This window comes from Cellulomonas sp. P22 (assembly GCF_044392165.1).
Window position 1 is genome coordinate 25,343 of sequence record NZ_JBISBW010000003.1, and the last position, 13,575, is coordinate 38,917.

At 71.6% G+C, this 13,575-nt stretch carries 9 protein-coding genes, 2 tRNA genes and 1 riboswitch; of the genes, 9 read left to right on the forward strand and 2 right to left on the reverse strand.

Going from position 1 to position 13,575, the window contains the following annotated elements:
• Window positions 1-101 precede the first annotated feature (101 nt).
• From ACGIF2_RS03205 to ACGIF2_RS03215, 3 genes are read left to right on the forward strand one after another with little or no spacing between them, the layout of a single operon-like run.
• Entirely contained in the window at window positions 102-899 is a 798-nt protein-coding gene (locus tag ACGIF2_RS03205) for an AAA family ATPase (protein ID WP_396043425.1), read from the forward strand.
• A 52-nt stretch (window positions 900-951) separates the two neighbouring features.
• Entirely contained in the window at window positions 952-3,087 is a 2,136-nt protein-coding gene (locus ACGIF2_RS03210) for a YhgE/Pip family protein (protein WP_396043427.1), read from the forward strand.
• Between the two features lie 12 nt (window positions 3,088-3,099).
• On the forward strand, window positions 3,100-3,705 hold the full coding sequence (locus tag ACGIF2_RS03215) for a TetR/AcrR family transcriptional regulator (RefSeq protein WP_396043429.1): 606 nt from the start codon (window positions 3,100-3,102) through the stop codon (window positions 3,703-3,705).
• Window positions 3,706-3,800: 95 nt separating this feature from the next.
• On the opposite strand, the gene ACGIF2_RS03220 is transcribed toward ACGIF2_RS03215, so the two are convergent.
• A complete protein-coding gene (locus ACGIF2_RS03220; RefSeq protein ID WP_396043760.1) occupies window positions 3,801-3,989 on the reverse strand; it encodes a BldC family transcriptional regulator in 189 nt (62 codons plus the stop codon).
• A gap of 59 nt (window positions 3,990-4,048) precedes the next feature.
• A riboswitch (cyclic di-GMP riboswitch) is annotated at window positions 4,049-4,123 on the reverse strand.
• 238 nt (window positions 4,124-4,361) lie between these two features.
• Between ACGIF2_RS03220 and ACGIF2_RS03225 the strand changes: the two genes are divergently transcribed.
• The 6 genes from ACGIF2_RS03225 to ACGIF2_RS03250 all read left to right on the forward strand — a co-directional run bounded on the left by ACGIF2_RS03225 (window position 4,362) and on the right by ACGIF2_RS03250 (window position 11,514).
• Window positions 4,362-4,435, forward strand: a tRNA-Ile gene (locus ACGIF2_RS03225).
• Window positions 4,436-4,492: 57 nt separating this feature from the next.
• Entirely contained in the window at window positions 4,493-5,002 is a 510-nt protein-coding gene (locus tag ACGIF2_RS03230) for a hypothetical protein (RefSeq protein ID WP_396043431.1), read from the forward strand.
• Between the two features lie 80 nt (window positions 5,003-5,082).
• Window positions 5,083-5,155: transfer RNA gene (locus ACGIF2_RS03235), tRNA-Asn, on the forward strand.
• Window positions 5,156-6,067: 912 nt separating this feature from the next.
• Window positions 6,068-9,469, forward strand: a complete 3,402-nt coding sequence (locus ACGIF2_RS03240; protein WP_396043433.1) for a VWA domain-containing protein — start codon at window positions 6,068-6,070, stop codon at window positions 9,467-9,469.
• Window positions 9,466-10,299 (forward strand): hypothetical protein, encoded by an 834-nt coding sequence (locus ACGIF2_RS03245; protein WP_396043436.1) that lies wholly within the window; start codon window positions 9,466-9,468, stop codon window positions 10,297-10,299. Before ACGIF2_RS03240 ends, ACGIF2_RS03245 begins: the two co-directional genes overlap by 4 nt.
• 417 nt (window positions 10,300-10,716) lie before the next feature.
• Window positions 10,717-11,514 (forward strand): transglutaminase family protein, encoded by a 798-nt coding sequence (locus tag ACGIF2_RS03250; RefSeq protein ID WP_396043438.1) that lies wholly within the window; start codon window positions 10,717-10,719, stop codon window positions 11,512-11,514.
• Between the two features lie 9 nt (window positions 11,515-11,523).
• Here ACGIF2_RS03250 and dnaG read toward each other — a convergent pair whose 3' ends face one another.
• The gene (gene dnaG, locus ACGIF2_RS03255; RefSeq protein WP_396043440.1) at window positions 11,524-13,512 is read right to left on the reverse strand and encodes a DNA primase; all 1,989 of its coding nucleotides are present in this window, start codon (window positions 13,510-13,512) and stop codon (window positions 11,524-11,526) included.
• Between the last annotated feature and the right edge of the window lie 63 nt (window positions 13,513-13,575).

The following is a 13,575-nucleotide window of genomic DNA, read 5'->3' on the forward strand; positions in this document are numbered from 1 at the left end:
GACCCAGACAACAGGGGCACGACCCGCACGGGCTTGCTCTGGCCCGCACATGGTCCTACGTTTGTACTGACCGGTCAGTTTAACTTGCGAAGGGCACCTCAGTGCAGCACGCCATCCAGGGACGCCACGACGGCGCCGCCGCTCACCCCACCGAGCAGCTGGACCCCGACACCGGCACCCCGGCACCGGCACCCGAGAGCGCGCCCCTCGCCGTGACGGCACGCGCCCTGGCGCTGCACGGCAGCCGCGGCCTCGTGTTCGGCCCGCTGGACCTGGACGTCCGGCCCGGCGCGCTCGTCGTGGTCCAGGCCCCCCAGGGCGGCGGCCGCTCGAGCCTGCTCCTGACCCTCGCGGGACGCATGGTCCCCGACAAGACGAGCTCGCTCACGGTGCTCGGAGAGCCGCTGCCGGGCCGGCGCAACGCCGTGCAGCGGCGTGCCGCCATCGCGGGCTTCCACGGGATCGATGAGCTCGACGAGTCGGTCACCGTCGCCGAGACCGTGCGCGAACGGCTCGCCTGGCTCTCCCCCTGGTACCGCCGCGTACCCCGCGTCGACCAGCGCACCTTCGCGCGGCTCGCCACGCCGGTGTTCGGTGACCGGCCGCTGCCCCGCGTCGACAGCCTCGTGTGGGACCTCGACGAGGTCGACGCGATGCTCCTGCGCGTGACGCTCGCGATGGCCCAGCAGCCCGAGCTGCTCGTGGTCGACGACGTCGACCAGGTGCACGACTCGGTGCGCCGCCAGCTCGTCTGGACGCGCCTCGAGGCGCTCACGCAGCACGGCACCACGGTGATCGCCTCGGTCGCCTCGCTCGACGAGGTCACCCGCATGCGCTGGAACAGCCGCCCCGAGCAGATCACCCTCGCGACCGGGCCGCGCGCCCTGCACGCCGACTGACCCTCTTCCCCCGCCGCGCACCCCGTGCGCAGCCGCGTCCCGAAGGACCCCGATGCTCTCCCTCACCTCGACCGGAACCGAGCTCCGCCGGTTCCGCCGCGGCCGGCTCCCCCGGCTCGCCGTCGCCGCCATGATCCTCGTCCCCCTGCTCTACGGTGCGCTGTACCTCTGGGCCTTCTGGGACCCGACCGGCAACATGGACCGGCTCCCGGTCGCGCTCGTCAACGCCGACCAGGGCGCCGAGCTCGACGGCGAACCGCTCCACGCCGGCACCGACGTGACCACCCGACTGCTCCAGTCCGGCGACCTGGACTGGGCCGAGGTCGACGCCGACGAAGCCGCCGACGGCGTCGCCGACGGCACCTACTACTTCGCCGTCACCGTGCCCGAGGACTTCTCGGCCGACATCGCCTCGGCGGGTGGCGACACGCCCACCACGGCACAGCTGCTCGTGACGTACAACGACGCCAACTCGTTCCTGGCCTCGACGCTCGGTCGCAGCGCGATGACCCAGATCCAGTCCGCCGTCTCGACCACGATCGGCGAGCAGGCGGTGGACAAGGTCCTCGTCGGCCTCGGATCGGCCCGCGACGGGTTCGCCCAGGCCTCCGACGGCGCCCTCACGCTGCGCGCCGCGGGCGGCCAGCTCGCCGAGGGCGCGCACCAGGTGGCCGACGGCGCGACCAGCGCCGCCGCCGGTGCCTCGGCGCTGGCCGACGGCTCCCAGCAGCTCGTCTCCGGCTCGGCGTCGCTCGCCGACGGCTCGCGGCAGGTCGCCACCGGCGCCGGCGCGCTCGCGACCGGCGCGTCGTCCGCGGCCGACGGTGCCGCCCGGCTGTCCACCGGGGCGCAGTCCCTCGCCGAGGGTGCCGCGACCGCCGCGTCGTCCTCGACCACCCTCGCCGGCGGCGCCGCCGAGGTCGCCGCGGGCGTGCACACCACCGTCACGCAGGTGGGCGGCCTCACCGGGAAGCTGCCGGCGCTGCAGTCCGGCCTGACCCAGGTCGGCACCTACCTCGGGGCGCGCGCCGCCGCCGGGGACACCACCGCCGCGCAGCTGCTCACGGGGCTCCAGCAGGCGCAGTCCGGCCTCCCGAGCAGCGAGACGCTCACGTCGATGTCCGCGCAGCTCGCCCGGCTCGACGCCGGCGCCGGGAAGGTCGCCACGGGCGCCTCGGCGCTCAGCACGGGGCTCGGCACGCTCTCGGACGGAGCCGACGAGCTCGCCACCGGATCGCGCACCCTCGCCGACGGGACCGCGCAGGTCGCCGACGGCGCCCGGTCCCTCGCGACCGGTGCCGGGGCCCTGGCCACCGGCTCCTCGACGCTCGCGTCGGGCACCACCACGCTCGCCGCAGGCGCCGACGCGCTCGCCACGGGGACCAGCGAGCTCGCAGACGGCGCCGGCCAGGTCGCGGACGGCAGCGACCAGCTCGGCGAGGGCACCCAGACGCTCGCCGACGCACTGGCCGGTGGCGCGGACGCGATCCCCGACGACGACGCGAGCCTGCGCTCCGACCGCGCCGAGGTGATCAGCGCTCCGGTGTCGGTCCAGTCCGACCACGTCGCAGCCGCCGAGGGGTTCGGTGAGGGCTTCGCCCCGTTCTTCATCCCGCTCGCGCTGTTCGTCGGCTCGCTGATCACCTGGCTGCTGCTGCGGCCGCTCCCCTCGCGGGCCCTCGCGACCCGGGTCTCGGGCCTGCGCGTCGCGCTCGCCGGGTACCTGCCCGCGCTGCTCATCGGGCTCGGCCAGGTCCTGGTCATGCTGGGGGTGACGCACTACGGCGTCGGGCTCGAGATGCACACAGCAGCAGGAACCGTCGCCTTCACGCTCCTGATCGTCGCCGCGTTCCTCGCGCTGCAGCAGATGCTCACCGCGGTGCTCGGCGCCGCGGCCGGCAAGGTCATGATCCTCGCGCTGCTCATGCTGCAGCTGGCCTCGTCGGGGGGCACCTACCCCGTCGAGACCACACCGCTGTTCTTCCGGGTGATCCACCCGCTGCTGCCGATGAGCTACGCCGTGACCGGGCTGCGCCAGGTCATCACCGGCGGGGTCGACGCACGGCTGTGGGGCGCGGTGGCGTACCTCGGCGCGCTGCTGATCGGCTCGCTCGCCGTGACCGCCTGGCGCGCCGGCCGACTCCGGACCTGGAGCCTGGCCCGGCTGCACCCGGCCCTCGAGATCTGACAGGCTGCCCTCATGACCAGCGCGACTCCCGACCCCGCGGCCGCACCACGCCGACCCGAGCGTGGCGACCGCGGGGCCGGGACCCGCGACCTGATCGTGGACGCCGCCGTCTCGTTGATCGCCGACCGCGGCTTCTCCGCGACCTCGGTCGACGACATCGCGTCGGCCGCAGGGGTGGCCAAGGGCAGCGTCTACTACAACTTCGGCTCCAAGAGGGCCCTGTTCGAGGCCGTGATCGTCGAGGGCGTGGGCCGGCTCACCGCCGCCCTGCGGGCCGCCGCTGCGGGGCTCGACGGGCGCGAGGCGATCGAGGCGCTCGTGACCGAGCTGCTCGACCAGGTCCGGAACCACCCCGACTTCGCCAAGCTCATGGTCGCCGAGATCTTCCGGACCGGACGTGACTGGCAGGACTCGATCCGCCTGGTCCGGGAGGAGTCGATGGGCATCTTCGCCGGTGTGGTCGCGGCGAGCCGACCCGAGCGCGACCCGAGCATCACCGCCGCGGCGATCTTCGGCGCCACGCTCGTCACCGGTCTGGAGTGGCTCGCGTTCCAGCCGCACCGGCCGGCCGCCGAGGTGCAGCAGGCTGTGCTCGCGACGGTGCTCGACCGGTACTGACCCGCCCGGCCACCCACCACCACCCACGACACGCACGCACGACGAAGGCCCCGGGGTTCGTCCCCCGGGGCCTTCGACGACTGTGTGCGGCTGGCTCAGCTCTCGGTGCGCTGCTGCGGGACGCCCGTCAGCAGCTCACGGACCTCGGCCTCGTGGAAGCGGCGGTGACCACCCAGGGTCCGCACGGCGGAGAGCTTGCCCGCCTGGGCCCACCGCGTGACCGTCTTCGGGTCGACGCGGAAGAGGACTGCCACCTCACCGGGGGTGAGCAGCGCGCCCGGCATGGGAGCGGAGTTCTCGTTGCGGTGGGGGGAGGAAATGGCCATGACATGCGCTCCTGTCGTTCGGTAGCTCGGCTCACCCAGTGGGTTCCGTGGCTTTGCGTCCCCACCTCGCGGCGGGTTTGCCGTTGTCGCTAACGATGTGAACTATGCAGCAAACTGGACAACCGTGCAACAACCCCATCGGGTGAAACCACCCGGTCTGCCGCGCAACCGGTCGTTACCACCGCGCCTCCCCGGAACACGCGATGAAAACGGACACGCCCGGCACCCCTCGGCGACCCCGTCTCCGCGCCACGAGCGCACCTTCGGCACGCGACGCGGACCGGCGGTCATCTCGGCAGCGATGCCCGACCGGGTAGCCTGTGGCGTCGCGGGCCAGTAGCTCAGCCGGTCAGAGCAGCGGACTCATAATCCGTCGGTCGTGGGTTCAAGCCCCACCTGGCCCACCGTGCTCCTGAGGTCGCCGCGCCCGTCTGCTGTCCTGCGCGACTACGGTGGCCCTCGTGCCTCTGTTCTCGCGACGCCCTGCCCTGCCCGACGCGTACCGCCAGCGCCTGGCCCTGCCACGCGGCGACCGTGCCCTGGCGACGGTCGGGCTGGCCGACGGCCGGTGGGCCGTCGCGACACGGCTCGCCCTGTACGTGCTGACCGACGACGCCGTCGAGCGCCACCCGTGGCTCGACGTCGACCGGGCGAACCTCACGGCCGAGACGATGACCATCACCGTGCACCGGGTCGACGGCACGAGCGAGGACCTGCCGCTCACCGAACGGGGTGCCGAGACGTTCGCCCGCACCCTGCGCGAGAGGGTCCAGGCCTCCGTCGTGCACTCCGAGAGCATCGCGCTGCCGGGCGGCCGCACGGTGCGGGTGGCGGTGCGTCACGACGAGGACGGCTCGCTGTTCTCGCAGGTGGTCGGGGACCCCACGGTCGACCTCGAGGACCCGGCCGTGGCCCCGCTCGTGGACGCCGCCGAGCTGCGGGTGCGCCGGGCAGCAGGTTTGCGCGACTGACCCCGGAGCCGCCTCGCGCGCGCGTTTGCACGCGATTTCGGAGCACCCCCGGACGGCTGCTAGAGTTTTGCCCGCTGCAGTCCCTCGTAGCTCAATTGGCAGAGCATCCGACTGTTAATCGGACGGTTACTGGTTCGAGTCCAGTCGAGGGAGCAACGACCTAGGGCCCCTGACCTGCGAAAACGCAGGCGGGGGCCCTTCGCTTTGCCTCCGCGTGCAACAGCCGTGCCATAGGCAGGTTCCGGATCGCCGGTCATGGGCCGCTCCCGGGCCGTGTGGCCACCGGCTGTCAGACAGTGACGGCGCCGCGGTTGCGCACGGCCACCTCACCCTGGGGCGTCATCTGGCAGGCGGCCCGACGGGCGGTCCTCGGCGAGATCGTCTCGGCCAGGTACGGAATCGAGGAGTGCCAGGCTCGGAGCCTGGCCGCAGCGGCGAAGCGGGGCGAGCTGGCGCCGGCAGCGTCGCTCGACGCCCTCGCCGAGACGGGCTGGGAGCCCGCGAGCGCTGCTGTCGATCCGGTTGCCGGATTCGCGTGGCGGGAGACGCTACTCGCGTCGATGCGGCGCTCGTCGACGGGGGTTGGGAGCCGGCCATCGCATCGCGCATCGTCGACGCCGTGATCTGCATGCTCACCACTCCGGATGCGAGGTGCGCCATCGTGGGTTGGCGCCTGCTCGCTGTCGAGCTGGACGTCCCCAAGGCACACGCCGAGCGGCCCCACCGCGGGCGCGCCGGAGTTCAGAGGGGATCCCGGGTCGCCTCACGCCCCCGAGAACCGCAAGCCGTCAGGGTGAGTCTCGCCCGCTCCTGCGGAGCCCGGCTGGTCCGATCGGATCGCCGCGCATGGCAACCGGGTGAACCGCCAGCGTTGCTGCCACGCGGTGCGTCCTGGGCTGGCAGGTTCCCTCGTGCGGGCGGGGGGAGACGCGGCCGCAGGAGTACCTGGAGATCGCCGCGAAGGGAAGATCCATGCAGCTGCACGAACGTGTTCGCCGTCCGGTCCGAGGGATCGGTGCTGTTCTGAGCACCACACTCGCATTCACGTTGCTGACGTCCGTCCCCGTGGAGGCGGCAGAGCTGCCGGACGACCTCGCGGAGAGCGTGGTCGCCGGTCAGGGGTTCGATACACGCCTCGCCGCGTTGACGCAGCTGGCGGATCTGATGGGCGCGACCGGGGATGCGGCGGTGCAGGCGAGCCTGGAGACCGCGCTCGAGCAGTTCAAGACCGCGACGCAGTACGTCAGCGGTGACAGCGCGCAGGACGTTCAGCTGTTTGAGTCCGACATGCAGGCGCTCGCGACCCTGGCGTCGATCAGCGATGCGTCCGTGGCGGCAAGCATCGCGCAGATCACGAACGAGATCGTCGAAGCCGACCGCATCGCAGCGGTGCACGAGTGGCAGCTCGGCACCACACTCTCTGAGTCCGGCAGCTGCGGTGCCCCCGACCGGTGCGCTGACGCGCTGCGGCACTTCCGTCTCAAGTACGCCGAGGGCATCGACCTGGTCGAGCGCGGTGCGATCCGGGAGTCACTCGACCGGTTCCGCGACGCATGGCGACCGATCAGTCAACGAATCGACTCCTTCTTGCAGAATGCCGACAATGACCGGGACCTGATACCACGGTCTATCGAGAACCAGCTGGGTCTCGACGCCGGACGTGCCGACACCGACGGCGACGGTCTGGCTGACTCGATCGAGCTGTTCCGCACGATGACCGATCCCACGCTCACCGCCACCGACGGCGTCACCCGCGACGGCGACGCGGACGGAGACGGTGACAGCGTCACCAACGCGCGCGAGCTCGTCCTCGGCACCGATCCGGCCAACCCGGACACCGATGGCGACGGTCTGACGGACGGTCAGGAGGCACCGACTGCGTTCGACTCCGACCCGACGCTGGCAGACACCGACGCCGACGGTCTGGACGATGCGAGCGAGCAGCGTCTCGGCACGAACCCGCGCAACGCCGACACCGACGGCGACGGAACTCCGGATGGCCAAGAGACGTACACCTCGAGCATCGACGCCGCGAGCCTGGGAGTCGAGGGTGCGTCGCTGACCGTGGCGATGACCGGTGTCGGCGACGTGGCAGCGACGGTGCTCGCGTCCGACGAGAGCCAGGCCGTGGACTGGGACGGTGCACAGTCGCTGCTCTCCAAGCCCATCGATCTGCGCACCGACACCCCGTTCGACAGCGCTCAGCTGACGTTCGGGTTCGATCCCAACGCGGTGCCCGACGGGGACTTCGGGCACGTCGCGATCGGGTACCTCGACGTGCAGACCGGGATGCTCACGCCCATCGAGACGACCGTCGACGCGGCTTCAGGAACGGCAACTGCGACCTCGACCCACTTCACCACGTTCGTGCTGTTCTACGTTCCGAAGTGGCAGGCGGTCATGCTCGCCGAGGATCCGCGCGGAGACGGCGGCGGGGATGGCACCGCGAACGTCGACGTCATGCTCGTGCTCGACTCCTCGGGGTCGATGTCGAGCAACGACCCGACGGGGCTGCGTCGGACATCGGCGCAACGCTTCATCGACGCGCTCATCGCCGGCGACCGCGCGGGCGTGGTCTCCTTCGCCAGTTCAGCCAGCTTGCTCTCGCCCCTGACCGAGGACCTCGCCAGCGCGCGCGCCGCAGTCTCGCGGGTGGGCGCGAGCGGCGGCACAGACATCGGCGCGGGCGTCAGCGCCGCGCACTCCGAGCTGCTGAACAACGCGACGCCCGACCGGGCACGGATCGAGATCGTCCTGACCGACGGCCAGGGTTCCTACGACAGCACCCTGACCACCACAGCCGTGCAGAACGACATCACGGTCTACACCATCGGCCTGGGCAGCGCTCCGAGCGCCAGCCTGCTGCGCGGCATCGCCGATGCGACAGGCGGCCAGTACTTCGCCGTCGCTCAGGCGGCGGACCTGCCGAACGTGTTCTCCCGGATAGCCGACGACGTCGGCGCCGGCACCGACACCGACCGCGACGGCCTGTACGACACGTGGGAGCTCAACGGCATGCCCACCGGGACGGGGGTGATGATCCGATCCGACCCCACGCTCGCCGACTCCGATGGCGACGGGCTGCTCGACGGTGAGGAAATGCAGCCCTACCAGTACTACGGCGGGACCCTGTTCCGGATGGTCAGCCACCCCTACCGGGCTGACTCTGACGGCGACGGCCTGGCCGACGCCGAGGAGATCGATCTCGGCACCAACCCGCTCAACAAGGACATGGACCGCGACGGCGTCAACGACGGCGATGAGTACACCTACGGGTGGGACCCGGCCCTGGCGAACTCCGACGGCGACAGCTTCAACGACGGCGCCGAGCTCGCCCACGACCTCGACCCGTTCACCTACGACGCCACACTCCTCGAACAGGCACGCGCGTTCCTCGTCGGAGCCGTCCTCGGCGAGGTCGGCTACGCCCTCGCCGACCAAGGCGTCTCGGGTTCGACCAAGGTCGGCTGGACGACGATCGGTGGCCGCCCCTACCCGATCGCGGACATCGGCTTCGTCAAGCCGTGCTCGCTGCCCGGTGCCACATGCGTCGAGGTCGCGTTCTCGCCGATGCTCACCGAGCAGGTCACGTACGTCGTGGGGATGACGGTGGTCTCGTTCATCCCCGTCGCCGACGTCGTCGTCTCGGTCCGCGACGTCATCGGTCTGATCATGCAAGGCGATACCGTCGGCGCGATCATCGAAGCGGCCCTGGGCGTGGTGGGCCTGGCTGAGTGGGTCGGTGACGTCCCCGGCGTCATCGCCGACGTCACCCGTTGGGCCCGGCACGGCAAGAACTACCAGCGGATGATCGACGAAGCACTGACGTCCTTCGCTCGGATGGCCGACGACGCTGCGTCCGCACGTTCGGCTTCGGTGACGGTCTCCGCGGCCGGCGGGTCGATCGCGGACGATGCGTTCAGTGCGTCGGTCAGGGCCTTCCGCGGCTCCCAGCATGCCGTTCTGACCCAGCACCTCGCCGATGCCGACCTGCGCAAGCTCGCCGCTGGCCGACGCGGGGCCAGGTCGCTCGACGACCTCGCCAACGCGCTGAGCAAGGCCGACTCGGTACGCTCTGCAGGCAAGTGGTTCGACGACCCTGTGCCCACCGGGCTCGGGTTCGGACGACAAGCCGAGCAGCACCTGCAGAGCTTGTTCTCCGGGGTCGGCAAGCGGATCAACGTCAGCATTGGCGGGAAGACCGAGGCCCGCTTCATCGACAGCTTCTCCGATGTGGGCGGCACGCGCATCGCCCGTGAGTCGAAGACTGGCGACGGCAAACTGTCCTCGTTCGTCCGCCGACAGGTCGAGAAGGACAAGAAGATGCTGGCTGATGCGCAGGTCGCTGACGTGGAGTGGCACTTCTTCGCCAGCGGGCGAGGCAACAGCTTCGGACCGGATCCTGCACTCATCGACCTCCTGCAGGCGGGACCCAACCCGATCACGGTGGTCATATGGAACCCGTGAAGCAGCTGTTCTTCTCCGGGCCCGACTGGCCCGGCCCCCGTCGTCAGCAAGTCGCACAGGCGCGTCAGTGGTTCATCGAATGGCGCACTGCGCTGCCCGAACGACGAACGTGGCTAGCTGAGGAGCTGGCTGCGCGCGGCGGGCCGCCGGTGACCCGAAGGGTTGAGGGCCTGGACTCGATCGTCGAGTGGATCGAGCAACTCAGTGGTCCTTACGGAGCGCCGCCAGCCGACACGGACATCGCCTCGTTGCCTACAGCGCCGGAGTGGGGCAGCGGCAACGCTTGGTGGGACGCCGCTGCCGCGGGTTTGACCGCGCTGGTCGCCGAAGTGATGCAACGGGAGCGACCGCGGCTCGAGTTGGCGTTGTTCGAGCAGCGCGGCGATGCCGACGATCTGCGTCCGACCTGGGCCGGGCGGCCCGGGGTTCCCGGTCCTGCCACCCTCGTGGGAGGGTCGCTGGGAATGTTCCGACTTCGCGGTGCCCGCCGGTTGGAGACGGCTCTGCAGACCAATCTTCAGCAGATCGATCCGGGCACCTCATCGCCATCGAGCGAAGACGACTGCGTCACTGTCCAGGTGTACTTGGAGGTCGATCCGGCCGGTGACGACCCGCGCGAGGTTCTGGTCAACGTCGACGAGTGGGCGCAGGAAGCTCTCGGTGATGCGGTGTTCGTCCGGCTCGAGAACGTGTTCGCGTCGGTGGACGGCATCGAATCGATCGAGCAGACCGATCGCGACGAGTTCGAGGCCGTCCTGACCGCCGCCGGAGCGCTCGAGCTCGAGGCTGTGCGCGATCGACTGCAGGCAGCGCTCGACGCCCTGACCTGAAAGGCAGACCACCGCGAACGTCGAGGCACCGCGGAGGAGCCGGGCCCGATCCCGTCACTGCTGACCGTGGGCGGCGACGAACTCACCGACGCGCGCTGCTGTCGACCCACACCCGCACCGCGATGAACGAGAAGGTCGAGCCCGCGCAGCCACCCGCGCGACGTCGTCCACAGCGCACGGCTCGCTGACGTCTGTGCACAGTCCGCGACCACTGCTCTTGAAGGTTGCACCCGTTCGCGCCTACCTGTTCGTAGGGGGACACGACGAAGGCCGACCGCGGGCGCCCCGCTCCGCGCGTTCTGCTACTGGCGTGTACGCCCCGCTGGCCTCACACTCCAGGTGACAGGTGGTACATCCCGGTCCGGCACCGGCCGCCCGCTCCGCTCCCCTGCTCTCCCCGGAAGGACACCGACGTTCGTGCTGCGTACCGTCACGGCCCACCTCAGCCTCGACATCGGGGGCACACCCGACCTGTACCTCTCCGTCGCGGTCGCGGACGGCGCGTACGACCGCCAGGAGTACCTGACGGTGACGCACGAGAGCACCGCGCTCGACGTGGTCGAGCTCAAGGGCCCGCACGGTTCGCGGGTGCACAAGGTCAGCTCACCGCCCGGCCGTGTGGTCGTCGCGTACCGCGCGCAGGTCACCGGCGGTGCGGACCCGGCACCCGTCGAGGACGCGGCGCTCATGGAGTACCTGCGCCCGAGCCGGTACGCGCAGTCGGACCGGCTGCTGTCGTTCGCCCTCGACCAGTTCGACGGGCTCGCCGACGTCGAGCTGCTCGATGCGGTGGTCACGTGGGTCCGGGGGCACGTCACGTACCTGAGCGGGTCGAGCAGCCCGACCGACGGTGCGACCGACACGCTGCTGCGCCGGCGCGGGGTCTGCCGGGACTTCGCGCATCTCGTGGTGGCCCTCCTGCGGGCCCGGGACGTCCCGGCGCGGCTCGTGTCCGTCTACGCCCCGGGACTGCGTCCCATGGACTTCCACGCCGTCGTGGAGGCCTACGTGGCGGGGGCCTGGCACGTGGTGGACGCGACGGGCCTCGCCCCGCGCGGGTCCATGGTGCGGATCGCGACAGGGCGGGACGCCACCGACACCGCGTTCCTGTCGAACTACCACGGTCAGGTCACGCTGCGCTCGCTCACCGTCACGGCGACCGTCGAGGGCGATCTGGTGCTCGACGACGGGACCGCGCTCGCGACGCTGCGCTGAGGGCGAGCGTCAGGCGCTCTCGCGGAGCGTGCGGCGCCGGGCCTCGACCGCGACCAGCTCGGCGAAGGCCGCCTGGTATCCCGCGGGGTCGGCCGTCGAGTCCATGCGCTGCAACCGCCCCCGCAGGTCGGCGATGTGCCGCGTGAAGCCGATCTCGACGAGCGCGAGCACGACCCCGCGCACGTAGTCGGCCAGCGCCGCGGGACGGTCTTCGGGCAGCGGGGCCACCGCGAGCTCGGTGACGAGCCCGGTGACCGGCCCGGCGGCCTCCTCCTGGACGCGCGCGACCCAGGCGGCCGTCCCGGTCGCACCCGCCCCGGCGAGCACCTCACGGGCCCCCACGAGCCCGCCGGCTGCCCGGACGGCCTCGTGCACGGCCCGGTAGGCGGGGGCGGTGAACGCGTCGGCCTGGAGGTCGTCGAACTCGTCGGGCACCAGCAGCGGGTGCTGCAGGGCCACCTCGAGCACGGTCCGCTCGGTGCGGGCCACGGGGTCGCGCTGGTCGGGCTGCTGCATCCGGGCCACGGGCACCGGCACGCTCTCGCCGCGACGGTCGTCGGGGCGTCCGCGGTCACCGGCCCCCGGTCCGCCCCGCGCGTCCTGCGGTCGGCCGCGCGCCTCGTCGGGGCGTGCCGCTCGACGTCCGGCCGCACGCACGGCCTCGCTCACCGACGCGTGGTCCATCCCGAGCCACCCGGCGAGCAGCCGCGTGTACTCGGGGCGCAGCGCTGTGTCCCGGATCCCGGCGACGACGGGTGCCGCGGCCCGCAACGCGCCCACACGACCCTCGGCGGTGCCCAGGTCGTACGCGCGCAGCGTGGTGCGGATCACGAACTCGAACAGCGGCTGACGGTTGCCCACGAGCGCACGCACCGCATCGGGCCCCTGGGCCTGGCGCAGCTCGCACGGGTCCATGCCGCTGCGCTCGACCGCGACGAACGTCTGCGCCGAGAACGACTGGTCCTCCCCGAACGCGCGCATCGCGGCCTTCTGCCCGGCGGCGTCGCCGTCGAACGTGAAGATGATCTCCCCGCCGACGGACTGCCCCGAGGCGAGCTGCACGCCGCCGCTGGTCCCCGAGTCGCCGATGAGCCGCCGCACGATGCGCGCGTGGTCGGAGCCGAACGCGGTGCCGCAGGTCGCGACGGCCGTGCCGACCCCCGACAGGTGCATGGCCATGACGTCGGTGTACCCCTCGACGACCACGACCTGCTTCTCGCGGGCGATCTCCCGCTTGGCCAGGTCGATGCCGTAGAGCACCTGCGACTTGCGGTAGAGCGGTGTCTCGGGGGTGTTGAGATACTTGGGGCCCTGGTCCTCCTCGAAGAGCTTGCGCGCGCCGAAGCCGATCGTGTCGCCCGTGACCTCGCGGATCGGCCACACGAGCCGTCCACGGAACCGGTCGTACAGCCCACGGTTGTTCTGGCTGACGAGGCCCGACGCGGTGAGCTCGGCCTCGGTGAAGCCGCGGCCGCGCAGGTGGCGCAGCAGCGCGTCGAACCCTTGCGGGGCGTACCCGACACCGAACTGCTCGGCGGCCGTCCGGTCGAATCCGCGCTCGGCCAGGAACTGGCGCGCGGTCGCCGCACCCGGTGTCGTGAGCTGCTCGGTGAAGTACGCGGCGGCGACCCGGTGCGCCTCGAGCAGCCGCTGCCGTCGGCCGGGCTCCTCGCCGGGGCGTGGGGCGCCGCCCTCCTCGTAGCGCAGCTGCAGGCCGACCCGGCCCGCCAGGTACTCGACGGCCTCGGTGAACGGCAGACCGTCGATCTTCTGCACGAACGAGATGACGTCACCGCCCTCGCCGCAGCCGAAGCAGTGCCACAGGCCCACCTGGGGGCGCACGTGGAACGACGGCGAGCGCTCGTCGTGGAACGGGCACAGGCCCTTCGACGAGCCGACCCCGGCCGACTTCAGCGTGACGTGCTGACCGACGATCTCCTCGATCTGGGCACGCTCGCGGACCGCCTGCACGTCCTCCCGCCGGATCCGTCCTGCCACGGCCTGAGTCTAGGTGTTCCGGCTCGGGACTTCGGCGACGTTCCTGTGGGCACGGGTCGTGCG

What these genes read in the sequence shown, in the direction of transcription:
- ACGIF2_RS03210 (WP_396043427.1), top strand. Translation starts at nt 952, where the DNA reads ATGCTCTCCCTCACCTCGACCGGAACCGAGCTCCGCCGGTTCCGCCGC.
- ACGIF2_RS03215 (WP_396043429.1), top strand. Translation starts at nt 3,100, where the DNA reads ATGACCAGCGCGACTCCCGACCCCGCGGCCGCACCACGCCGACCCGAG.
- ACGIF2_RS03220 (WP_396043760.1), bottom strand. Translation starts at nt 3,989, where the DNA reads ATGCCGGGCGCGCTGCTCACCCCCGGTGAGGTGGCAGTCCTCTTCCGC.